The 22,759-nt window shown below is 62.9% G+C and carries 20 protein-coding genes and 1 pseudogene; 18 read left to right on the top strand and 3 right to left on the bottom strand.

Going from position 1 to position 22,759, the window contains the following annotated elements; all coding sequences use genetic code 11:
* The first annotated feature begins 92 nt into the window (after window positions 1–92).
* Entirely contained in the window at window positions 93–746 is a 654-nt protein-coding gene (locus AC07U4_RS20000; RefSeq protein WP_495196728.1) for a recombinase family protein, read from the top strand.
* 530 nt (window positions 747–1,276) lie between these two features.
* Here the strand turns inward: AC07U4_RS20000 and AC07U4_RS20005 are convergent.
* Entirely contained in the window at window positions 1,277–1,768 is a 492-nt protein-coding gene (locus tag AC07U4_RS20005; protein WP_495196729.1) for a hypothetical protein, read from the bottom strand.
* A 217-nt stretch (window positions 1,769–1,985) separates the two neighbouring features.
* On the opposite strand from AC07U4_RS20005, the gene AC07U4_RS20010 reads away from it, so the two are divergent.
* The 5 genes from AC07U4_RS20010 (at window position 1,986) to AC07U4_RS20030 (ending at window position 9,208) form a co-directional block, all read left to right on the top strand.
* Complete coding sequence (locus AC07U4_RS20010; RefSeq protein ID WP_495196730.1) at window positions 1,986–2,498, top strand: sigma-70 family RNA polymerase sigma factor; 513 nt, start codon at window positions 1,986–1,988, stop codon at window positions 2,496–2,498.
* A 109-nt stretch (window positions 2,499–2,607) separates the two neighbouring features.
* On the top strand, window positions 2,608–3,582 hold the full coding sequence (locus AC07U4_RS20015) for a FecR family protein (protein ID WP_495196731.1): 975 nt from the start codon (window positions 2,608–2,610) through the stop codon (window positions 3,580–3,582).
* Between the two features lie 124 nt (window positions 3,583–3,706).
* Window positions 3,707–6,811, top strand: a complete 3,105-nt coding sequence (locus AC07U4_RS20020; protein ID WP_495196732.1) for a TonB-dependent receptor — start codon at window positions 3,707–3,709, stop codon at window positions 6,809–6,811.
* 116 nt (window positions 6,812–6,927) lie between these two features.
* Window positions 6,928–7,692 carry a Slam-dependent surface lipoprotein gene (locus tag AC07U4_RS20025; RefSeq protein WP_495196733.1) on the top strand — a complete coding sequence of 255 codons (765 nt, stop codon included), beginning with the start codon at window positions 6,928–6,930 and terminating at the stop codon, window positions 7,690–7,692.
* A complete protein-coding gene (locus AC07U4_RS20030; RefSeq protein WP_495196734.1) occupies window positions 7,676–9,208 on the top strand; it encodes a surface lipoprotein assembly modifier in 1,533 nt (510 codons plus the stop codon). The genes AC07U4_RS20025 and AC07U4_RS20030 overlap by 17 nt, the downstream gene beginning before the upstream one ends.
* 84 nt (window positions 9,209–9,292) lie before the next feature.
* Here the strand turns inward: AC07U4_RS20030 and AC07U4_RS20035 are convergent, their stop codons facing one another.
* A complete protein-coding gene (locus tag AC07U4_RS20035) occupies window positions 9,293–9,655 on the bottom strand; it encodes a hypothetical protein (protein WP_495196735.1) in 363 nt (120 codons plus the stop codon).
* 25 nt (window positions 9,656–9,680) lie between these two features.
* Here AC07U4_RS20035 and AC07U4_RS20040 point away from each other — a divergent pair, with 25 nt between their 5' ends.
* From AC07U4_RS20040 to AC07U4_RS20070, 7 genes and pseudogenes are all read left to right on the top strand, one after another.
* Window positions 9,681–10,004, top strand: coding sequence for an energy transducer TonB (locus tag AC07U4_RS20040; protein WP_495196736.1), 324 nt, complete (start codon window positions 9,681–9,683; stop codon window positions 10,002–10,004).
* Between the two features lie 23 nt (window positions 10,005–10,027).
* Window positions 10,028–10,627, top strand: coding sequence for a biliverdin-producing heme oxygenase (locus AC07U4_RS20045; protein WP_495196737.1), 600 nt, complete (start codon window positions 10,028–10,030; stop codon window positions 10,625–10,627).
* Window positions 10,624–11,526, top strand: a complete 903-nt coding sequence (locus AC07U4_RS20050) for a heme/hemin ABC transporter substrate-binding protein (protein ID WP_495196738.1) — start codon at window positions 10,624–10,626, stop codon at window positions 11,524–11,526. Before AC07U4_RS20045 ends, AC07U4_RS20050 begins: the two co-directional genes overlap by 4 nt.
* Before the next feature lies 1 nt (window position 11,527).
* A complete protein-coding gene (locus AC07U4_RS20055) occupies window positions 11,528–12,601 on the top strand; it encodes a FecCD family ABC transporter permease (RefSeq protein ID WP_495196739.1) in 1,074 nt (357 codons plus the stop codon).
* A complete protein-coding gene (locus tag AC07U4_RS20060) occupies window positions 12,598–13,413 on the top strand; it encodes an ATP-binding cassette domain-containing protein (RefSeq protein ID WP_495196740.1) in 816 nt (271 codons plus the stop codon). Before AC07U4_RS20055 ends, AC07U4_RS20060 begins: the two co-directional genes overlap by 4 nt.
* A gap of 11 nt (window positions 13,414–13,424) precedes the next feature.
* Window positions 13,425–13,745 (top strand): heme-degrading protein HmuQ, encoded by a 321-nt coding sequence (gene hmuQ / locus AC07U4_RS20065; protein WP_495196741.1) that lies wholly within the window; start codon window positions 13,425–13,427, stop codon window positions 13,743–13,745.
* A gap of 713 nt (window positions 13,746–14,458) precedes the next feature.
* Window positions 14,459–15,041: pseudogene (locus AC07U4_RS20070) on the top strand (IS5 family transposase); the annotation flags it as partial.
* A 500-nt stretch (window positions 15,042–15,541) separates the two neighbouring features.
* Here AC07U4_RS20070 and AC07U4_RS20075 read toward each other — a convergent pair.
* Window positions 15,542–17,017 (bottom strand): hypothetical protein, encoded by a 1,476-nt coding sequence (locus AC07U4_RS20075; RefSeq protein WP_495196742.1) that lies wholly within the window; start codon window positions 17,015–17,017, stop codon window positions 15,542–15,544.
* 587 nt (window positions 17,018–17,604) lie between these two features.
* Between AC07U4_RS20075 and AC07U4_RS20080 the strand changes: the two genes are divergently transcribed.
* The 5 genes from AC07U4_RS20080 (at window position 17,605) to AC07U4_RS20100 (ending at window position 22,683) form a co-directional block, all read left to right on the top strand.
* Complete coding sequence (locus tag AC07U4_RS20080) at window positions 17,605–17,919, top strand: helix-turn-helix domain-containing protein (RefSeq protein ID WP_495196743.1); 315 nt, start codon at window positions 17,605–17,607, stop codon at window positions 17,917–17,919.
* Window positions 17,906–18,895 carry a reverse transcriptase domain-containing protein gene (locus AC07U4_RS20085; protein ID WP_495196744.1) on the top strand — a complete coding sequence of 330 codons (990 nt, stop codon included), beginning with the start codon at window positions 17,906–17,908 and terminating at the stop codon, window positions 18,893–18,895. Before AC07U4_RS20080 ends, AC07U4_RS20085 begins: the two co-directional genes overlap by 14 nt.
* A gap of 284 nt (window positions 18,896–19,179) precedes the next feature.
* Window positions 19,180–19,830: a DUF433 domain-containing protein gene (locus AC07U4_RS20090; protein WP_495196745.1), complete on the top strand. Its 651-nt coding sequence runs from the start codon at window positions 19,180–19,182 to the stop codon at window positions 19,828–19,830.
* Window positions 19,827–20,255 (top strand): DUF5615 family PIN-like protein, encoded by a 429-nt coding sequence (locus AC07U4_RS20095; RefSeq protein ID WP_495196746.1) that lies wholly within the window; start codon window positions 19,827–19,829, stop codon window positions 20,253–20,255. Before AC07U4_RS20090 ends, AC07U4_RS20095 begins: the two co-directional genes overlap by 4 nt.
* 142 nt (window positions 20,256–20,397) lie before the next feature.
* The gene (locus AC07U4_RS20100) at window positions 20,398–22,683 is read left to right on the top strand and encodes a porin family protein (protein ID WP_495196747.1); all 2,286 of its coding nucleotides are present in this window, start codon (window positions 20,398–20,400) and stop codon (window positions 22,681–22,683) included.
* Window positions 22,684–22,759: the final 76 nt, after the last annotated feature.

The raw sequence follows: 22,759 nt of genomic DNA on the forward strand, positions 1-22,759 counted from the left end.
CTATAGTTGGTTTGTAGCCAAACCCAAGGTGATCGCCAATATGGGTATACCCAAGAGAGCCTATGCACAATGCGCGAGCTGGAAGAGTGACCATGATCAAGGCAGCACGAGTGTACCTGCGGGTCAGCACGGAGGAGCAGAATCTCGCCCGCCAGGAAGCGATCGTTGCGGGCGCGCGGTTAGCTGGCTTTTACGTAGCGGCGGTTTATCGGGAGAAAGCGTCGGGTGCCCGGCCGGATCGACCGGAGTTGCTGCGCATGGTCGCCGACCTCCAGCCTGGCGAGGTGGTCGTCGCGGAGAAGATCGACCGGATCAGTCGTTTACCGTTGCCTGAGGCAGAGTTGCTGGTGGCGACGATCCGAGGGAAGGGGGCTCGGCTAGCAGTGCCCGGCATTGTCGACCTCTCCGACCTTGTCGCCGACAGCTCCGGCGTTGCCCGGATCGTCCTTGAGGCAGTGCAGGACATGCTGCTGCGCGTCGCACTTCAAACCGCGCGGGATGATTACGAGACGCGCCGGGAGCGGCAGCGCGAAGGTATCGAAATCGCCAGACGGGCAGGGCGGTATACCGGCCGCAAGCCCGACCTTGCTCATCACCGTCGGATCATTGGGCTGCGCGATGCCGGCATGAGCATTGCCCGCACCGCCGAACTGGCAGGATGTAGTATCGCTCAGGTCAAGCGTGTGACAGCCCTTCACCGTGCAAGAGCAGCCACTGCGATCGGCGCTGATAGCCTGCAGGGTTAAGTGTAGTCAGGCCGAGTCCTTCGCCTGAAGTATCACGGTCAGGCCCGACGCAGTGGCAAGGTTCATCAGTGCGTCGAGCGATAACCTTCAGCCTACTTTGCAAGAGGCGGTCGAAGCGCGGGCAGGTGTTGCCGGGTTATTGCTGGCGAAGGGGCACAGCGAGAAGAGCTGCTGACACCTGGCAAGCCGATGTCGCGATCCGGCTTGTGGACTCATCTGCGACGAGTGCGGAGGCAGCGGTTACAAGCGGCCGACCGTCACGAGCCAACGCAAACAGCGCTAGCAATCGTGCCTCGTCATCGCTGACTCGATCGTAACCGATCGGGGCGAACCTCAGCGTTCCCGAACTGTGCCTGTCGAGGATGTGCATGACATCTAGGAAGGCGTGCGTGGTGTTGCCTATCTCACGATTGGTAAAGCCGGTGAGGATGCCAGGACAGGGGCAGCGACCGCGTCGCACCGCGCTCACCCAGAACCTCATGGCCGATAGAAGAAACAAATCGTTTCTTTCGAGAGCGGCGGCCGGTTGATCAAGAAAGCGATACAAGGGTTGGATCCTTGTGTTGGCCTGCCTGCATGAAGGGGCAGGTGATGGTGCGGGAAACAGACCGCAGATCGGAGACGAGATCGGGACAGAGACTGCGTACGCTCGCCACCGCCCAGGCGAGTGCCCCGGGTAGCCCGTGCGGGATCATGTCGGTACCGATCGTCGGCGAAGCGGAAACGGTGGAATCCGATCCAAGCAGATGGAGCAGGGCCTGCTCATCGGGACTGAGTTGGTGTGCGCATAACCGCTGGGGCTCCAGTGGCCGACCCAGCATGTCCGCAGTCAGGTCGAACAGGCTAGCCAGCGCAATCGAACCCTGTTTCGAAATGCCCGACGCCTGACAAAGCACGACGAACGCCGCCAAAGGCAGTCGCTCCCCTTCTAAGTCGGCCGACCAGCAATACCGCCGCATGAGATGCACAACCGTCATTGCGGCATCACCGGTCGAGGCCACGATCCGTGCAACGTACACCATTCTTCCATCTCCGCTATTGCGAGCTATTAGCATACCGGTACACGGTTCGATAGGTGAATATGGACCGAAGCTTACAGGTGTTCTGGTGTTTTGAAGATGCCGGATTCTCAAACGCGCCCGTGGCTCACGCCGCACTCTTAAGGGCAATTAATGCGATTGACTCGCAACAATGGGTCTGCGAGGGCCGGTGAGCCGATAATGTCGGGAGTATATGGTCGTGTCTCGTCCAGACCCGGCTTTGGGCATATTTATCCAAGAGCGTCATGCGCTGGTGCGCTACGCCATGAGGCTGACCGCCAACCACGCCGATGCAGAAGATGTCGTGCAGCAGGCATGGCTGCGCTTCGTATCAGCCGATCGTGGAGAGGCTCTTGCTCAACCAGCATATTATTTGCGCCGCATCATCCGGAACCTGGTGTTCGATCGTCGACGGTATGACAAGCAGCTAGGCAAACACGAGCAGCAGGACTGTCGACACGTCGTAGAACAGGTGGCAAGCGATCATCCCTCGGCGCTGGCCGAGTTGGTCGTCCGCGACGAGCTGCGCATTGTTCGAGAGACAGTTATATCCATGCCGGAACGCATGCGGCGCGCCTTCGAACTCCATCGCATCGAACGTCTTACGCTAGTTGAAATCGCAGCCCGCCTCGGCATCTCGAAGAGCCTCGCGCATACGCTGGTTATCGAAGGCCTGGAACGATGCAAGCAGGCCTTGAGAGAAGCTGACTGACCTTTCAAGTTCGTTCTGTTGGAAAAACGATCGCGCCATTCGTCTTGTCAGGTAGCGTCGGTGTTATCGGCGTGCTCGTATCGGAGCTGATGGACCCAGGCAGGACATGATGATCGAAGCTGGCAACGACAATGACGAGGAGAGATCGATCAGCCGTCAGGCAAGCGCCTGGTTCGTCATGCTGGAAGAAGCGCCGGACGACACCGCCTCACGGACGGCATTCGAGGCATGGCTATGCAACGATCCGCGCCATGCGGCAGCATGGCAGGAAACCATCGTAGTGACGGCCGCTATCGATCGCGCTTACCCGTCCAAGTGCGATGTGCCCGCGATCGACCGACGAGGTGGTCGTGATCGCCGTGGCTCAAGGTGGCATATGTGGGCCGGCTCGGCCGTCGCAGCGACAATGGCATGGCTGGCGATGCCGAGCATCGTCACGACCTTGCGCGCCGATCAATCCACCGGCACTGCAGAAATACGGACAATCACGCTCGCCGATGGCAGCCGGATCGTCCTGGCGCCCGGATCGGCTCTTGCCGTTTCAATGGAGCGGGACCGACGCAATGTCCGCTTGTTGAGCGGCGAGGCGTGGTTCGACGTCGTGCATGATCCGCACCGCCCCTTTCTGGTAACGGCGGGTGAGAGCCGTGTCCGGGTACTGGGAACGGCCTTCGACGTCCATCTGACGGAAGGCCGCACAGGGGTAGCGGTCGAACGTGGGGCGGTTGCGGCCTCGATACCGGGTCGGGCGGACTTCCCCGACAGGATCGTGAGGATTGGGCAGACGCTTGATCTCTACTGGCGTGGCGGCATAGCGCTCGGCAAGATTCAACCCCGACACGTGGCGGCATGGCGGAATGGCCGGGCTGTGTTCGTCGACCGTCCGCTCGGCGAGGTGATCGATGCGCTGAAGCCATGGTACCGCGGATACCTCCTAGGACGCGGCGCGGGCCTTGAGAGCGAGCGGGTGACCGGCGTCTACGATCTTCGTGACCCGGATGCAGCGCTTGATGCACTGGCAAAGGCGCATCGCATCGAGGTGCGGCAGATAACGCCATGGGCACGCCTCGTCTCAGTTCCCTAAAAAAGCACCGAGCAACAAATTTTTTTTGGAAATCCGATCACCTGGCTCGTCTTACATGTGTGCGACTGGTTCTCATTATCGATTGCCCGTTGTGCACAGGGAATGACGAGAAGGTTGAAAACCGGTGATCTTGGGGGAACAACTACACTATCCGAGGCGGCGCCGTCTGGCGGCATCGCTGCTCCTCATCACAACGGCGGTCGGCGGCTTGGCGATGCCGTCGATCGCTTGGGCGCAAGCCGCTCAGGCGCGGCGATCGTTCGACGTTCGCGCGCAGCCGTTGAGCAGCGCGCTGGCCGAATTCGGAATGCAGTCGGGCTTGCAGGTCAGTGTCGACGCGGCCGAAGTGCGCGGCATAGACAGTCCAGGCGCGAAAGGCGTTTTGACCCCTCAGACTGCGCTTGACCGCTTGCTGGCGGCAAGCGGCTGGCGCGCCCGTATCACCGGCCGGGTGGTCACGCTCGAGCGGGCATCACAGGTCGCGGACGGCGCGATCACCACTGGTACCCTCAAGGTCGAAGGTGACCAGGCATCGACCACGACGCTTGGCGAGGATCGTGACGCGCGCGGCGCCGACGACATCTATGACAAGGACACCACCACGACCTACATGGGGAAGGAAGAGGTCGAGCGCTACAAGGGCGTGACCTCGTCCGACGTGCTGAAGGGCATGCTAGGCGTCTATAGCGGCGATCCGCGCAATGGTGGCGCGATCGACCCCAGCATTCGCGGCATCTCCGGGCCGGGCCGCGTGCCCGTGATCGTCGATGGCACCGAGCAGGCGCTGACCGTGTGGCGCGGCTATAACGGCGTCAGCAACCGCTCGTACATCGATCCCAACTTGATCTCGGGCATCCAGATCCAGAAGGGTCCGGTATCCGAGCGGGGTGTCGACGGCGCGATCGGCGGGGCGGTCGTGATCCACACGCTTGATGCCGACGACATCCTCAGGAAGGGGCAGACGTTCGGCATCGAGGCGAGGATCGAGGGCGGCAACAATTCGACGAAGCCGCGCTGGCCGACGCTGCTGACGGGCAAAGACTATCGCGACGTGCCGAACTTCCTCGGGCCGCCCGGAAATCAGACGCAGCCGAGCTTTCCCTATTTCGATCCGGCCCTGCGCATCACGCCGCGGACCAGCGCTGACAACGACTTCGTGTCGTTCGGTAACAAAGCGGCGCGCATCGCGGTCGCCGGTCGGATCGGCAGCGTCGACCTGTTCGGCGCATATGCCTATCGGACGCAGGGCAACTACTTCTCGGGTAAGCACAACGCGGGGTACTACTCGCAAGACGATCTGGAGGCGACGCCTGGCAACTTCGTCCAGCGGATGGCCCTGACGTACACCCCTGGCATCGAGGTCGCCAACACGTCGTCCAACACCTCGTCGTGGCTGGCCAAGGCGGTCTGGCACATCGACGATGTGTCTTACCTGAAGGCCGGGTTTCGCGACACGCTAGCGCATTACGGCGACATCCTGCCCAACCGCATCATCGTCGATCGTGGCGGCCTCGGCGCGGTGCAGTGGCCCGAAGCACGTGTTCGCACACAGGCCTACGACGCCGAATACCGGCTCAAGCCCGATACCTGGTGGCTCGACCTCAAGGCCAATTTTTGGGCGACACACACGATGAGCGCCACCAATAATCTCGGCGGCTTCCCGGATTCGGCCTCGATCGACAATCCGATCATCGTCAACACCGCGATCGCGCATTACCGCAACGATCGTCTGGGCGTCATCGCGAGCAACCAGTTCAAGCTCGGCTCGCGCCTCGACCTGCTGATGCAGGGCAACTGGCAGCGCGAGGTCTTGCGCTCGCAGGACGGTCTCGATCGCAGCGTAGCCTGCAACTTCTGCCAGTATCCAAGGTCCGGGCGGCGCGAGGAGTATCGCTTCGATGCCAAGGCGGAATGGCGTCCGGTCAGCTTCCTGAAGTTCAACGCCGGCATCACCTACGCGGGCTTCTCGGCGACCGACGATCTGCTTCGTCGCCTTGTCGCATCGGGTCAGGCGCCGCAGTCGTTTGCGATTAGCAGCTATACCACTAATATAGACTATAACGTAACTGACAAATCCAGCTACAGATATGTAGCCTACCAGTTCTACCTCAATAGCTTCGACGCGGATACGGCAGGTGCTCTCGCGGACGCTGATGCCGAAAATTATGATCCGCAGTATGACAACGGAGGTCGCCAGCTTAAGGACGATCAAAGCTTCTCAGTCGGTGCTGACGGGAGATTTCGTCGTGCGGACAATCTCTGTCAAAATGGCTTCTACAATGACAAGCCGGGGTATGATCCTAAGTCATGCTCAATAAGCGGCCAGACGGTCGGCTACACCGCCACCGATGCAAACGCGAACAACGCCGGTCATGGCTGGGCGCCAATGGTTTCCGCGACCGCCTACTTAAACGGGGCGAGCCGAATCTATGCGCGCTATGCCGAGGCGTACCGGTTTCCCAGCATCTTCGAGAGCACGCTCGGCTTCTCCGCTTCGTTCAACCCGCTCGCCAAGCTGAAGCCGGAGCATATCCATTCGACCGAGGCGGCGTTCATCCAGGATCTGCGACCGATGCTGGGCCTCGCGGACGGTCAGAAGGCTGACTTCAAGCTGACCTGGTATCGCAACGTCACCACCGATGTGATCGAACGTAGCACTACGCTGCTGTTCTCGAACATCGACAAGCAGGTTATCTCCGGGATCGAGGCCCAGTCGCGCTTCGACAACGGCCGGTTCTTCGGGGACGTCGGCTACGCGCATGTCTTCACCAACAAGGCTTGTGACGAAAGCCGGGCCTTGCAGACCGACGCAAGCCACAGTGCGCTGCAACGTATCCCCAACTGCGTGAAGTATGGCTTCTACGGTGGCTATCTGCTGACGCAGGCGGCGCCGGACGATTCATTCAACGCCACCGTCGGCGCACGCTTCTTCGATAAACGGCTTGAGATCGGCCAGCGCTACACCTGGTACAGCGAGTACGACAACCGGCAGTTGCGGGGCTTGCTTAACGGCACGCCCCCGATCGACGGCATCAGCCTCAACGTCCCCTATGCCTGGGGCGCGTCGCTGACCGTGGACGCCTATGTCCGCTTTCGCATCAACCCTAGGTTCACCGCCGAACTCGACGGCACCAATCTTACCGACCGTTACTATGGCGATCCGCTGACCCGCTCGCTCAATCCCGCACCGGGCCGGACCGTGCGGATCAGCCTGACCGGTCGCTTATGATTTCACGAGATTCGGGAGCCGCCACCACGCCTGACATTCGACACGCGGGCTGAAGCGACGACCCCCGGATGACCGCACCCGAAATGTCGGGTGCTCCACCAAGCAGGAGTACTATCATGACGTCCTCTTACCTCAAGCTCGCCGCACTCGCGGGCGCAGCCGTGATCGGTTTCACCGGAACGGCACAGGCGCAGATCGTTGGAACGTCCAGCGACGCCAACAAGGTCAACATCGGCGCGAGCACCGTCAACGGTGGTCCGCATGTGTCCGGGCGCCCAGGCATCGGCGTGCCGAACACCAATCTCACCACCCGCGTCGATTTCCAAGGGCTGCAGGCGTCATCGCCGCCCGTCAACGGCGTTACGACGATCACGCAGGTCACCGGGACCACGACCGATCACAGCAAATTCGGCCGCTTCGATTTCGCCAAGGTGGGCGCCAACGACGTCTACTTCGGCGAGTGGTCGCAGACCGGCAGTGCAACGGCGGGCGACCATACCGTCTATTATGCCGGCACCGCGACCGGCACGACGGTGCCGACCAGCGGATCGGCGACATATTCCGTCAAGGGGATCAGCGACTATGCCACGAAGGGCCAGCTGAGCGGTACGTTCACCGCCAACTTCACCGGCAAGACGCTGACGGGAAGCATGGCCAACAGCGCCAACAACTATAGCGTGAACATCGGCACGGCAGCAATCGCCAGCAATGCAACGTTCAGCGGACAGAGTGGAACGGCTACATCGGCCGGGGTGCGCGTCGCCTCTGGCGGGCAGGTCAGCGGGCAGTTCTTCGGCGCGAATGCCGCAGCGCTGGCCGGCATCGTCAACTTCACCGGCGCACGCCAGTACAGCACGGCGTTCGGTGGCACGAAGAACTGATCTGACGTGCAATGGAGCAAGGGTCTTTACGACCCTTGCTCTTTGCCGGTCCTGGCTGCCGCTGCTCGCGCTTGTCGCGAGCGGCGCGCCTGTCATCGCGCAGGCGCAGCAAGCCGGCAACCTCGACACGCGCCTTCGCCTCGATGAGGGCGCGGAGCGCCGCAAGGCGCAAGCCGACACGCAAGCGCGTGATGCCGACCCGACCGACACGACCTCCATCGAGATCGACGGCTCGACCTACAGCGTCGGCCACAACGTCGACGATCTCGGGCATGCCCTCTACATCTCGGTCTCGCGGAAGCGCTGGGCGGACGTGCGCCGCTTCCTTGGGGTCTACCGGACCCTCCCGAACCATGACGAGGCGTTGCTGCTCTATGCCGACGCCGCGCTGGCGCGCGAACGCGGCGATCTCGACACGGCGCTGCGAGACTATCGCGCGCTCGTCGCCCACCAGCCCGAATTCATGCCCGGGCGGCTCGAGCTCGCCCGCACCCTCTTCCTTGATCACCGGGACCGCGAAGCGGCGCAGGTGTTTGACGGCGTACGTGCAGAACTGGCCACGCAGGGCGACAAGGCCGCCGGCGTGCTGCAGACGGTGGATGTTTTCCGGGGCGCGCTCGCCAGGCGGCGGGGCGTGCAGGGCAGCGTCGCGATCGGACCCGAATACAGCTCCAACCTCAACCAGTCGTCGGCAAGTTACACCTGCCTGCTGCCCGGCGAGGACGGAAACTGCCTCATTGACCGCAAGGTACCCGACCCGATCGCCGCGGCGGGCATCAACATCGAGGGCAATGCGACATGGCGCCTGCCGCTCGCCGGACATGACGGTATCAGCACCCGCGCTCTGTTCTTCGGCGATATCTTTCCTGGCAACGATGACTACAGCCAGACGGCCTTGTCGCTCTACGCCGGCTATGACCGCCGCACGGCGCGGACGGGCGTAGTGCTGGCACCCTCCTTCGACATCGGGACGCTTGACTCCCACCGGCTCTACGACGCCTGGGGCGGGCACGGTGAGTATAGCCTGACGATCGGCGGACAGGCGCTCGTCCGGTTCGAAGCCAATGTGCGCGACTTTGCCTACCATCTGGACGGCTATCGGAACTTCGGTGGCCGGCAGGCCGACATGGCGCTTACCGGGTGGTACACGCTGCCGCGTGGCTGGTCGCTGTTCGGCGGTCCAGATGCGGTCGACAAACGGGCGCGAGATCCGGTCAACGGCTATCGGCAGTATGGCGGGCGCGTCGGCGTCGACAAGGTGTTCGGAGGCTTCGCCGAAGTCCTGCTGACTGCGTCGCTGCGACATCGCGATTACCGCGCCTACAGCGCGCTTCTCGAGGCGAAGCGGCAGGACACCGAACAAAATTACACGCTGCTCGCGCGGCTACCGGGGCTTCGCGTGGCGGGCTTCAGCCCGAGCTTGCTGGCGCAGCATGGCCGCACCACCAGCAACGTCGACTGGCTCTACTCCTATCGTCGCACGAGCATCAGCCTGAGGATAGACCATGGTTTCTAACCCTGCTCTCCAGCCAGCGGCCTGGTTTTCGACACCGCCAGGGGCTGGGGCCGAGTCTGTCAATGCCGCGGTCGACCGGTCCGGCTATCGCCGCCCGGCCGCCTGCGATCGGCAAGGAGCAGCCGGCGTCGCGCTCTTCGCTGCCATGGCCATCGTTGCGGTGACCTGGCACTGGTCGCAGCCCCCGGCGATCTCCTCGGCGCGCCCCGCACCGCGCTTGTCGGTCTTCGACGTGGCACCGGCGTCGCCGCAGCCGGTGAAACCTAATCTAAAGGTCGAATCTCCGCCAAGCCCCGTCGCGCCAGCTCCGCCCCTGTCGAGCAGGCTTCCCCCGCCATCGATCTTGCGCCTGCCGATCGCTTCGCAGCTACCGACAGCATCGAACGAGCCAGCGCCACAAAGCGAGGCCAGAGCGGTTCCCGCCACACCGGCATCGCCACCTGCCACGGCAGCCCCTCCTGCCGCCAAGCCCGTGACCGCCGCGAACCCTGCGGCCGAACGATCGGCGCGAGCCAACTGGCAGGGTGACCTGCTCGCTCATCTGCGCCCCCTCCTGCGCTACCCGCGCATGGCGCAGAGTGCCGGGCAACAGGGCGTTACGCTGGTCGCGGTTGCGGTGGATCGCAGCGGCGCCGTCCGTTCGGTGCGCGTCGCCCGTGGCAGCGGCTACCCGGTTCTCGACCAGGAGGCGGTGGCGACCGTCAAGCGCGGTGCGCCGCTCCCCGCGCCGACCGCCGACATACCCGGCGATCCGGTCGCGGTGGAACTCCCCATCCAGTTCAGCCTGCGCGGCTGACCCCTCCAAATGAAAGGAAAACCATGGCAGGCCTGCTGATCGATCGTCCACCCGAAGCGCGCACCCAGCGCCTGACCGCCGCCACGCACGAGACGCACGACCGTCTGGATACGCGGATCATCGGCGCCGAACCGTTCCGCGATCGTGCACAGTACGCGCGCCTGTTACGGATGCAGTATCGTTTCCACCGCGACATCGACGCGCTCTACGCCATGCCGCTGCCGATCGCCGCGATCCTCGATCTGCCCTCGCGACGTCGACTGAACAGGATCGAGCAGGATGTGCGCGATCTGGGGCTGACCGTGCCAAAGGATGATCCACTCCCGCTGTTTCCTGCGACACCGATCGATCCCGCCGGGGCCACGGGCTGGCTGTGGGTGGCGGAAGGATCGAACCTCGGTGCAGCGGCGCTGCTCAAGCGCGCCTTCGCACTGGGGCTCGGCGAAACTTTTGGCGCACGCCACCTCGCCGGTCACCCGGCCGGGCGTGCAACGCAGTGGCGTGAAATGACAGCCGCAGTGAACGCCTTGCCGCTCAGTGACGAAGAAGATGCGCGCCTTGTAGAGGGCGCGCGTTCGGCGTTCGCTCGCGTGCGTGCGCTCGCCGACGAGAGCTTCGCGTGACGCTGCGCGACGATGTCGCCACGGTGCGCACCATCATGCTCCCCGCGACCCGCCGCGAAGCGATCTCGACCGCTGCCCTCGGCGTGCTGGCGCTCCACGCCGGAGCGGCGATCGCCGCACCGCCCGATCTGCGACGCATCGTATGCATTGGTGGAGCGATCACCGAGATCCTCTATGCCCTGGAAGCCCAGCGGCAGATCGTTGCGATCGACACAACAAGCCAATACCCGCTGGTAGCGCTCAAGGAGAAACGCAACATCGGCTATATGCGTGCCGTATCCGCCGAAGGTGTGCTGGCGACGCGGCCGACGCTGATCCTGGCGATGGCGGACGCCGGTCCTCCGCAAGCGCTGGAAACATTGCGTGCTTCCGGCATTCCGCTGGTTCGCATCGACGATACGTTGAGCCCTGCCGCGGTGATCGGCCGGGTGCGCAGACTGGCGACACTAGTCGGGGCGCAAGCGAAGGGCGAACAGGTCGTCTCCGGGATCGAGACCGGCTTCCGTCAGCTTGGCGTCTGGCGGCGCGCGCATCCCGCCCGCAAGCGTGTCCTGTTCGTCCTGTCGCTCCAGAACGGACGGCCGATGGTCGCGGGCAAGGGTACCGCAGCGGACGCGATCATCACGATGGCGGGCGGGATCAATGCCGCAGGCACACTCGACGGGTACAAGCCGGTCAGTGATGAGGCATTAGCGACACTGGCGCCCGATGCCGTGCTTGCCATGGACCACGCCGGCCCGAGTATCGACGTCGGGGCGCTCGATGCGCCCGGGTTCCAGTTGACCCCCGCCGGCCGGCGGCATGCCCTGATCCGGATGGATGGCAGCTACCTGCTCGGTCTTGGTCCGCGCACGCCGATCGCCGCACTCGAACTCGCCCGACGTCTCCATGCCGTCTAACGTGAACCAGAACTCGCCATCCGGGCGGCGGATCGGACGCACTCCGCTTCTGGCGTTGCTTGCCGCAGCGCTTGTGGCTGGCGCGTTCATCGCACTCGACATTGGCGCGACCACTACCGGCCTCCGTAGCGTGCCGGGGCTGATCTACGCCCTATGGTCCGGGCGTACGCTCTCGCCAGATGAGCAGGTCGGATGGCTGGTGATGACCGGCATCCGCCTGCCGCGTCTGGTTATGGGCGTGCTCGTCGGTGGAGCGCTCGCCACGTCGGGTGCCGCGATGCAGGGGCTGTTCCGCAATCCGCTCGCCGATCCGGGGCTGATCGGCGTCTCGGCGGGCGCGGCACTGGCCACCGCGCTTGTGATCGTACTCGGCGACGGATGGCTCGCGGCGTGGATACAGCCGCTCGGAACCTGGGCGCAACCGCTCGCGGGTCTATCGGGCGCTCTGGTCGGCGCGGCGCTGCTGACGGCGATCGCGACGCAAAGCGGGGTGACCTCTGTCGCAACGGTTCTTCTCGGTGGCATCGCGCTAGCGGCGTTTTGCGGCGCACTGACCGGACTGCTCGTCTACCTCGCCGACGACCGTGCCCTTCGCGATCTCAGCTTCTGGACACTGGGTAGCCTGTCGGGTGCGTCGTGGCGGGGGATCGGGGCTGCGTTGCCGTTCCTGACGATCGGAGCGCTTTGCCTTGCCACGCTCGCTCCCTCTCTCGATGCGCTCCTTCTCGGTGAAGAAGACGCCTTCCACATGGGACACGATGTCGAACGCACCAAGCGGCTGACACTGATGGCGGTTGCGGCGTTGACGGGAGCAAGTGTCGCGCTCGTGGGCATCATCGGGTTCATTGGTGTACTGGTGCCTAACTTCATACGCCTGATCGCAGGGCCTTCGCATCGAACGCTGGTGCCGGCGAGCGCCCTGCTGGGCGGACTGCTTTTGATCCTGTCCGATACACTGGCCCGGACGATCGCGGTGCCTGCCGAGGTGCCGGTTGGCGTCATCACCGCGCTGATCGGCGCACCGGTCTTTATGTGGCTGCTGCTCCGTGACGGCGGCCGGGTGGCGCGGCTATGATCCGTCTCGACAGCGTCAGTCTTGTAGTAAACGGCAGGAAGCTGCTCGACGGCATCGATCTTATTCTACGACCGGGCGAAACGACCGTTCTCATCGGCCCCAATGGCGCCGGAAAGTCGTCCCTGCTGCGGCTGATCGCTGGAACCACCGCTCCATCCTCAGGGCAGATCCTGTTTGAGGGAAAGCCACTCGGGACTTTCGGCCCAAGGCAGATCGCGCGGCGACGCGCAGTATTGAGCCAGGCGCAGGCAGGCGGCGATGCCTTCACCGTGGAGGAACTAGTACAGCTCGGCTGCCGGGCGATCGGGTCGACCGTACGACCCGCCATCACACAGGCACGGGTCAAGGAAGCGCTCGGGGAGGTAGGTCTATCAGACCGACGGATGCGGGTCGTCGGAACGCTATCGGGCGGGGAACGCCAGCGTGCCCATCTCGCGCGGACACTGGTCCAGCTGCGTGCGGGCGCGACCGGCGGTACGCCCGGCACCCTTATCCTCGACGAGCCCATTGCCGCTCAGGACCTGGCTCAGCAGAAGCGCGTCCTTGAAGTCGCAGCTGTGCATGCTCGTAGCGGCGGCATGGTCCTGATGGTGCTCCACGATCTGAACTGGGCTGCGCATGTCGCGGATCGCATCGTCGCGATGAAGAATGGCAGGATCATCGCGGATGGCACGGCCAGAGCAGTATTGACGCGCGAAACGCTGAACACCTTGTTTGCCGTCGATCTGGTGCCAGGAAGGACACCTACCGACCGCCCATTCATCTTGCCGCAAACCATGACGATCGCACAGAGCGCATCAGAACGACTATGAAAGGAGACGATATGTTTATCGCAATGAACCGGTTTCGCGTGAAGCTCGACGAGCAGGAGGCTTTTGCCGCGCGCTGGCTTGACCGTGACGTATACCTGAAAACAGTACCGGGCTTCGTGGCGTTTCACTTTTTGAAAGGACCCCGGCGCGACGACCATGTCCTCTATGCGTCGCACACCCTTTGGCAAACCTATGAGGACTTCGAGGGGTGGACCCGTTCCGAGGTATTCCGCGCCGCTCACGCGTCCGCCGGGTCGAATAACACGCAGACGATCGGACCACCCGAATTCGAGGGTTTCGCGGTGTTGCAGGAGGTGAACGCCAACCAGTAACCAGCGTAGTGCAGCAGAATACAAAATCGCCGTCCACAAAAGGGGGCAATTTTACTGGAGCATCGTGGATCGTGCCCGCAAGTATAATACGATCATTTGGCACCCTGAAAGGAAGGCGAGGTCGCCGATGGTCGATCGTTTGAGAAAATAACTTAGATGGCGGCGAGGCAGGCGCGCTACCTGCGCTGCCAACCTGCGACGGCAACTTGCCGGTGTGGTCTTGTTACGGTAGGTGCTCGTTGGTCCTTGATACATCGAGAGCCAAAGAAGACTTAAGCCAAATTTAGCCGCTGACTTTATAACCCATTTCGCCACGGAAAAAAGACCGGCAACTTGTGGTTGGCTCAGGGTACACCCTAAATGCACTGGGGCGAGCGCTTCGATGCCAGCTGTGCCAACCAGATCTGATCGAAGGAGCAGGCGAGGGGGCACCTGCAAAGTATGACGCCGTGGAGATCGTATCACGATCATTCCAGGAAAAGCTCGAAGCGGGCTATATCGTCCAGGCTGAGCAGCTTCACCACGAAAGCATCCGTTACGGCGATCGACCGTTCGACTAGGGAAGCGAGCGCCATACGGTTCGCGTTTTGCGCAACGCTAAGCTTTGCTTTGATGGCCGCAATATCGTCGATTTCGACGCTGCGAAGCCACGTCAGACAGGCACCTAGAGGCTGTTATGGACTTGAAAGCGGGCCTGATTCATCCGTTGGTGGATGAGTATTTGCCGCAAGCCGTATCCGTCTGACGTCAGCGACGAGGAGTGGTCGCTGGTCGCGCCGTACCTGCTGTTGCAGCGTGAGGATGCGGGGCAGCGGGAGCACGACCTGCGCGAGGTGTTCAACGGCCTGCGCTACATCGTGAAGACGGGTGCGCCGTGGCGGTGGATGCCCAACGACCTGCCGCCGTGGGCCGCGGTGTACCAGCAGACGCAACGTTGGCTGGCGGCGGGGTGCTTCGAGGCGCTGGTCGACGATTTGCGCGCGGTGCTGCGTCTTGCGGCGGGGCGCAAGGCCGAGCCGACCGCCGCGATCATCGATAGTCGGACGCTGCGGTCCACGCCCGAGAGCGGCGAGCGGGCCGGCTATGACGGTGGAAAACGCAAGAAGGGCTCGAAGATTCACATGGCCGTCGATACGCTGGGTCATCTGCTGGCACTCCACGTCACGCCGGCCAGCGCGGAGGATCGCGGCGAGGTGGAACGGCTCGCGCGGACCGTACAGGCCGTCACCGACGATGCCGTCGAACTGGCCTTGGGTCGACCAAGGCTATACCGGCGAGCGAGCCGCCAACGCCGCGGCCAGAGCTCATCGTGCGGCGCAAAATCGAGAGATCGATCGGCTTTTCTGCGCCGCCATGGACGACGCCCCCCAGGACGAACGGTCTTGGGTCAGGCACGTTGAAGCCGTCGTCGGTGAGGTGGATAATACGATCGTTGTTGGTTTCGTCGTAATAGAAGGTCCTCGGCTCGTCCGTTGCCGGCAGGCCCCAGAGAGCGATCGCCGGATCGCGCTGTTCGTCGACGTCGATCTTGATCGGCACGGGCGTCCCGACATCGCCGCCCTTCTTGCCGTCATCATATTCTTGCATAACGCTCTCGATCCTCTGTCCGCCGCGTCGATGACGATAGCGCGCTGATGCACGACGCACAGTTCGCGGCTTGGCTGAGCGGACGCGACCGAACGTCTAGCATCGAGGCAGGAGGTCGGGTGGGCTCGATGCCCACTCGATCTTCTTTGCTCAACCGTGAGGGCAGGGGGCCTTGCGGCCCCCCTGGGCGGCGACCTCCCGAAACGCTCCTACAGATCCGTCGTGCCGCGCAGCAGATCGATGACGGGGCTGCCTTTCTCTTTCAGTTCCTGACGCATTTCGGCGCCCAGGAAGTCGTACGTCGTCGTCTGGGAAAACAGCACGCGAGGAGAGGGGCCACGCCAATAGCCCTCGCCGTCCTCGAACCGGTAATGGACGATACCGGGGAACAGCTCGTCGTCGATCGGCACCAGCGCATTCGGATTATGGTACATCTGAAGCTCGTCGGGCCAATCCTCGTGATAATCCGGGTTCTCGATGTCGAGATCGAAAGGCACGGCATCGAACGCGCCGGGTGACGGGTCGCTGAGCCCGCCTCTGCGGACGAGGCTGACGAACCTGTCGCCAAATCCGGCCCTCACCCCCATCCGATTGAATTTGGAGACAGTCCCGGCGTTTGAGAACAGCACGGCCGAGACATGCTCGGTATCGGGCTGCCAGAAGAACGGCCGGTCGACCGTCTTCGTGCCCGCCGACCATTGTGAAACCGTCTTTTCGACCCCGTATCGATTGCCGTCGGCATCGACGCTGACGGCGGCACTCGCGCCGTAGAGATAGATCGGGATGGCGGTGTGCGACCAGACCATTGATCCCGGCGCATGGAAGTCGGCGATCGCGAGCACGAAGGGGTAACCCGAGACGTGCGGCGCCTCCCAATAGCGCTTCTTCATCTTGCTGTAGAGCGGCGAGCCGAACTTGAGCGGCATCTCCTCCTCGATGAACCGCCAGAAGTCCTCGGGCGGCCCGCTAGGTGCTCCTGCAGCCATCGCGCTGGCCATCGGATCGGCGCCGTTGGCGGTCACGGCTTCGATGAAGATCCGGGCGTCACCCTTCACGAGGCAGAGATCGGGCACCGCAAGGCGGTGATCGATCCCGAAGCCGAGCGCGCGCATCGCGGCGAAGAGATACAATTCCCAAGTCCGAGCGCTGTAGCCGGTGGTCTGGAAATCCTGGACGAGATTGCCGTCGAGATCGGGAACCCAGCGTGCGACCTCGGTGAGCATCGCGCGGGCAGCCGATTGGGTCGCGCCATCGCGGAGCAGCAGATAGGCGGGGTGCAACGTGACGGCCGGGGGTTGCGGCGCGAACAGGTCGACGCCTTGCAGCAGCGCAGGATGACCGGCAAAGTCAGGCTCCAGCCCCGCGAGCGGGGCGCTGCGCTCGTCTCCCAGGATGTCCTCGGCACAGCGCGCGGTCGGATATGGTCCCGCCTGCGTGAAGCCCCGCATCCGTCCCGCTTCGTCACGCGCCAGCGCCGCGATCCAGAAGTTGCGATGCTTGCGGTGGTGGAGAACGGCCGCGAGGACGCGCTCGTCAGCCGTCGACCAGCATGACCCCGTCGCCAGTTCGTGCTGCATCTCCGGATCCCAGCCCCACAATGTGAGCGCGTCGAAGCGTTCGCGGGTCATGCGCTGGAAGCTGGCTGTCTGCTTCGTGTCCTGCCCGGGGCCCATGTCTCCTGCCATGTCGAGCAATCAACCCGAACGCCGGTCGGGAAGCAATCCCTTTGGCTGGCGACGGACGTCGCGTTCGGACATCGCCCGCCACGACGTGAGGGCAGCTTTACCACCGCAACTGGCAGCCAAGCAGATTATTTATCGCCCCAGGCGATATTTGATCTTGCGGGCGCGACTGGTGATCCGTACACCGATCTGGCGATGGTAGCTCATAGTGAACCCGTCAGAAGCAGGGGCGATCTCAAGCCCTGTGGGAGAATGGTTCTCCCGACTACCACCTGTGTCTCGGCGGGGGGGCGGCGCGCCGCGCCCGCCCGGGACCGGGCGCGGCATGCCCGAGGTATAAACGCTCCGGAACATAGCTCTCACCAGTGCCTACGGGGGCCGGCAGTCGTCGCCGGTCTGGCCGACAGGAGAGCGCCAAATGAGCCACGACCTTCGCACGCAGCGGCACCAGCCACGACCTCCGTCGCGATGGCTCCTTCTGATGAAGGTGTTCATCGCGGTGGGGCGAGTGGTCTCGTTCGTGATGTTTCTTCTGAAGCATCACGAATAAGCGGTGACCTCGGGATAGCCGACCAAAGGACATCCTCCGAATGACGAAACGACCTACGATCAACGAAGCCCTGCGCCTGTTGCGCCTGTACTGCCGCTACTCGCAGGCCGAGATGGCGGAGCGTGTCGGCGTAACTCAGTCGCTGATCTCGGACGTCGAGGGCGGGCGCAAATCGGTCAGCATGGACCTCCTGGAGGCGTACAGCGCGGCCGTCGGGGTCAAGATGTCGCAGCTCCTCTTCTTCGCCGAAGAGATCGAGGGGCAGCCGATCGCCCGCCGCGGTCAACTGATCGTCGCGGAGAAGGTACTGCACCTTCTCGAGAAGCTGCGTCCGGCCGAGCGTGAAGCGGCCTAGGGATCGGCGCTACGAGCGCTTCGGGCTGGATGCCTCACTGTGGGCGCAAGACCCGACCCAGCAGGATGTCGCGCGCCTGCTCGGCATGACGAAGGATCAACTTGAAGCGATCATACGGGACAAGGAACGCTATACCAGTCGGCGAACCCTTGAGATCAACGGCAAGCTGCGCAATCTCGCGATCCCTACCGGCAGGCTTAGGCGGGTCCACGAGCGCCTGAAGTTCCAGCTGAACAAGATCAAGCAGCCGCCTTACCTGTGTAGTCCGCGCAAAGGTATCGGACAACGCGACAATGCGGAGCGCCACGTTGATGGCGCGCAGCTGCTCAAGATTGATATCCGCCAATTCTATCCGCGCACGATGCAGGAGGATATCTGGCGTTGGGCGCATCACACGATGGGGATCCGCGACGATGTCGCCGGTCTGATCGCGAAGCTGGTCGCGATCGACGGCCGCATGCCGTTCGGCTCGCCCGTCAGCCCCGTCCTGACGACGCTCGTCCACCGGCCGATGTTCGACCGGGTATACGAAGTCTGTGGCGTTCGAGCGCTGGCGATGTCGCTTTGGGTCGACGATCTCACCTTGTCGGGTATGGAGGTTACGGCCGAAGCGATAACGGCTGTCCGCCAAGCGATCCGCGACGGTGGATTTCAGACGCACAAAATCGAGCATTTGACGACGGCGAGGCCGGTCGACATCACGGGTGTTCCGATCTCGGCTGGACGGGTCCTGGCACCGCTGGCGTTACATCGCCGGATCCAAGAAGGATATACGGCCCTTCGGGCGGCGACGGCGGATGCGGATCGGGCAAGCACCATCGACAATCTGTTGAGCACTCGGCACCTATCGCTATCATCTTGGCGCGTCGACACGAGAGGGGCGCATGACAGCCGACCGCATGCACGCCCTGAAGCAGCGGCGGGCGCGGATGGCGATGACGGCGGTGACTACCCCGGCGATCGTGACGGTTCATGAAGCGGCGAGTTTTGCGACGCTGCCCTGGGAGTAGGGATGCGGGCCAGCCCACCGCGACCCTTTTTCTCGAGGGACGGCCCTCACCCCGGGCAGGTTGCTGGCGGCAGCGCCGCCTTTCCAAAAATCACGTGTGGAAAGAAGCTGCCTGGTTTTCCAGAAACTAATTCCCGCAAGTGAAACGGGCGACACGGTGTAGACGCCTTGCCTCCTCCTCCGCCATCCTTGATCGCCAATCGCCCACAATATATATTCCCAACGATGGGAAGACATTCGAGGTGTGGCCGGTGATCGAAACGGTGGACTTGCTCAAGCCGACGGAAGCAGCGGTCATTTCCGGCGTCGAGCTCAATATCGTCAACCATGCGATCGATCGGGCGCTGCCGGCGCGCGTCGTACACCGTGGCAAGGGCAAGGGTGTCTGGGCAGAGGCCTGCTTTTACATTGCCTTCTACCATCACAGCGCCGGCAGGCTGACGGCCAACGAGCGCCGCTTCGCGATCCTCGATATCGACAAGCGGGTGGAGGCGGCCGGAGAGGGGGCCTCGCGGTGGCTTTCGCTGCGCCGGCACTGCACGGTGCGCCATGATTTCCTCAAGCTAGACCTGGAAACCTTCTGGGACGAGACGCACGAACGGTGGGGTCGTTATCTGGCGGCACGGGAAGCGGTGAAGGTCGATCCCAACATTCTTGGCGGTACGCCCGTCGTCGCCGGAACACGGGTTCCGGTCCATGATATCGCCGCATCGGTCGCCGCAGGTCTGCCTTTGTCCCGCATTGCCAGCTCGTATCCCTCGTTGGACGAGGAGCAGATAGAACTGGCGACGCTTTACGCCCGGGCCAATCCGCTGCAGGGCAGGCCACCGGAACGTCGGGCTCTGACGGAGGCGAAGGTCTTGTCGAAGCGTACGATCGCGCGACGACGGCTGAGCGCGTGAAGCTCTTCATCGACGAGTGCCTCAGCAGCGAACTCGTCCATCGCGCCGTTGCCCGCGGGCATGAGGAAACGACGAGCGTCGCCTATCGCGGCCTTGCGGGCACTCAGGACTGGAACCTCGTCCCGATCGTCGTAGCAGGCGATTACACGCTCGTGACGAGAAACTCGATCGACTTCCGGGGCGCAGCGGATCGGCCAGGTGAGAAGGGCCTCTACAGAAATCTCGAACTCCATCCCGGCCTGATCTGCCTGAACGGCCCCAAGGGCATGGATCTCGACATGCAGATCGAACTGTTCGACGTCGCGCTCGACGAGATCGAGCGGCTCGCCAACGATCTGGTCAACCAATGTTTGGAAATCACCCTGACTGGCGAGGGCGATCAGGAGAGCATTGAGATCACTCTCTACGAGCTGCCGGCGATCTAGCCGCGCTGGACAAGCGCTGCGCTGCCACTCCGCTTTGCGGCCTGCCCACTAGGCTCTCACGGGTGTTATTGATATTTTGGAGTGAGGTGGGGCGCCGCTTCTCAGCCCATGGGCATTTGGATGGAATTTTTGTGACGGCAAGATGACCGATACGCCCAACGTCCTCCACAGTTTATCGTTCGTGCTCGCCGGAGCGGCCATTTCTATTCTGGCAGTCGTATCAAGCAAATCGGCTGCTGCGCAGTTGCCGCCTAAATCAGGTGAAGCTGCGGACATCGTTGTCACGGGCCGACGGTTAAGGAGTGTCAAACCAGAAGATGTCACCGACACCATTCCGTCCACGACGATCAAGGCTTATGGGGAAGACACTATTGGGGCGCTGATCAGTCGGCTTGCAGCTCGTTTCGGTCGAAACTTCTCGATCGTGGTCAACGGTCGAAGACTAGCCTCCACCGATGCGATCGACGCTCTCCCTCCGGAGGCGCTAGCTAGAATAGAGGTGTTGAGGAGCTCGAAAGGAGCTGAATATGGTTTCGCGCCCGGAGACGCCGTCGTCAATCTCGCGCTTAGACCAAAGTTTCACTCTACCTCACTCGAGGGAGGTGTCACTGGAACGACGGAGGGGGGAGGCGATACTGAAACCGGCGGGGTGCGCTACAGCCGCATCCGCAATGATAATCGACTGAACTTGGCCCTAATCTATAACCGCCAAAGCGGCCTCCTGCGCAGCGATCGTATCGCAGCTAGCACCGCTGATCCTGCGGCACCACTTTACAGTCTGCTGCCTCGTCAGGATCTCGTCACCCTGACATCGGGTTACGCCATGCCGCTCGGCTCGCTCAACATGGACCTGAGCGCGCAAGCCGGCGCGGTTCAGTCCACAACGCGGACCGGGCCGATCCTTGCCGCGGGCGGCGCTTTCGATCTGTCCCGACAGCGAAGCGACACGCGGTATATCCAGATGGGCGCAACGCTGAACGGCGACATCGCATCGTTCTTCTGGTCTGTGTTGGTGAACGGCGACGCAAACCAGACATCCATCACCAATGCGCACGGTCAGGCCGTAGCGATCGACGCCGCTGACCTCGCCCAGGATTTCATTCCGGCCTTCCTGCCTCGCGACACACGAACGCTCGTCCATAGCCTCGGTGTGACCACAACGCTGAACGGCAGGCTGTTCACGCTCCCGGCGGGGCCGGTAACATTCGATACCACCTCAGGCATGCGGCAAGGCACTCTGACAAGCATCGTGGAAGGTATGCCGAACGGTCACACCACAACCGCTTACAAGACGTTCTCCGCGCATGGCGGGATCAACGTGCCAATAGCGCAGCGTGGGATAGGGTGGCTGGGTCAGTTTGGTGATCTCAACCTGCATGGAGGGATCGATTATTCCGCGTTCAGCAAGGTTGGAAGTGCTGGTGGAGTATTCTCGTCTCTCGAGTGGACGCCCTTCGCCGGTCTCCTGATCTCGGCAAGCCATGCCACAGCCCCAAGCCTGCCGTCCGCAACGCAGCGCAATGCGCCGATCGTCGCCCGATCCGGCGTCTTGATCTACGACGCGGTCACCGGCCGGGTCGTGCCCGTCACTGTCTTGACCGGAGGTCGAGACGATGTGCGCGAAACCCGTTCCTCAAGTTCGACCGCGCTAGTGTCCTATCAAACCAATACGCATCTGGCGAATATCAGCGGCTCGCTGTCCTACACAGTAGGCCGGACCACTGATCCGCTGCTTTCCTTCAGCACACCATCGCCGCTTGCGCAGACGCTGCTTCCGAGCCTGTTCACGCGCGCCGCAGACGGCACACTCCTCCAGTTCGATAGTCGCCCTTTCAACGCCCTCGATGAGACGACACGACAGGTATCCGCCACCTTGCATCTCAATGGTCCCGGATCGCCGCGTTCCAGCGCTGGCGCGCAAGGCGGACTGGCGATCGGCGTGACCCCACCCAGGCATCTCCTGATGTGGGATTTGAACCTCAGCTACGCCTACATGCTCAGTCACCGACTGCGGCTGCCGGGGACAGGCGGCAGGATAGACCTGCTGGCGACGCCGCTCAGTCTGGCAGGATCCGGGGCCGCCCGGCACCATATCGGCCTGCAATGGACGGTGGCGAAACCGGGCTATGGACTCAACGGCTCTGTAACATGGGACAGCGGAGCACTTGCGCGCTCGATCGACGCTGCCAGTGCTACGACGACGCGCTATTCCGCCGTCACCAAAATCAACCTCGAGGGCTTTATCGAGTTGGATCGCGCAAAGAGCGAGGCCGACCCACGAAGCCTACGATTGAAGATCAGCATCGACAACGTTCTCAACCAGCGCCTTTTAATCACCGGCTATCCCGGCCTTGATACCCGGTTCCAGCGGTTCCTGATAGATCCCTACGGGCGGACGATACGCATGACAGTCCGGAAATCTTTATAGTAAGACGACACGGAGCCGTCTAGTTGGCTACCATTTTATACTATATGCCGTCCATCTAACAGCTAAATCTAATCTT

The organism is Sphingomonas sp. GW821-FHT02B09 (assembly GCF_059421875.1).

Excerpts from the sequence above, each read along its gene's own strand:
- AC07U4_RS20005 (WP_495196729.1), bottom strand. The coding sequence starts at position 1,768 with ATGGTGTACGTTGCACGGATCGTGGCCTCGACCGGTGATGCCGCAATG.
- AC07U4_RS20000 (WP_495196728.1), top strand. The coding sequence starts at position 93 with ATGATCAAGGCAGCACGAGTGTACCTGCGGGTCAGCACGGAGGAGCAG.
- AC07U4_RS20045 (WP_495196737.1), top strand. The coding sequence starts at position 10,028 with ATGGCAGGCCTGCTGATCGATCGTCCACCCGAAGCGCGCACCCAGCGC.
- AC07U4_RS20080 (WP_495196743.1), top strand. The coding sequence starts at position 17,605 with ATGACGAAACGACCTACGATCAACGAAGCCCTGCGCCTGTTGCGCCTG.
- AC07U4_RS20060 (WP_495196740.1), top strand. The coding sequence starts at position 12,598 with ATGATCCGTCTCGACAGCGTCAGTCTTGTAGTAAACGGCAGGAAGCTG.
- hmuQ (WP_495196741.1), top strand. The coding sequence starts at position 13,425 with ATGTTTATCGCAATGAACCGGTTTCGCGTGAAGCTCGACGAGCAGGAG.
- AC07U4_RS20025 (WP_495196733.1), top strand. The coding sequence starts at position 6,928 with ATGACGTCCTCTTACCTCAAGCTCGCCGCACTCGCGGGCGCAGCCGTG.
- AC07U4_RS20075 (WP_495196742.1), bottom strand. The coding sequence starts at position 17,017 with ATGGCAGGAGACATGGGCCCCGGGCAGGACACGAAGCAGACAGCCAGC.
- AC07U4_RS20100 (WP_495196747.1), top strand. The coding sequence starts at position 20,398 with ATGACCGATACGCCCAACGTCCTCCACAGTTTATCGTTCGTGCTCGCC.
- AC07U4_RS20015 (WP_495196731.1), top strand. The coding sequence starts at position 2,608 with ATGATCGAAGCTGGCAACGACAATGACGAGGAGAGATCGATCAGCCGT.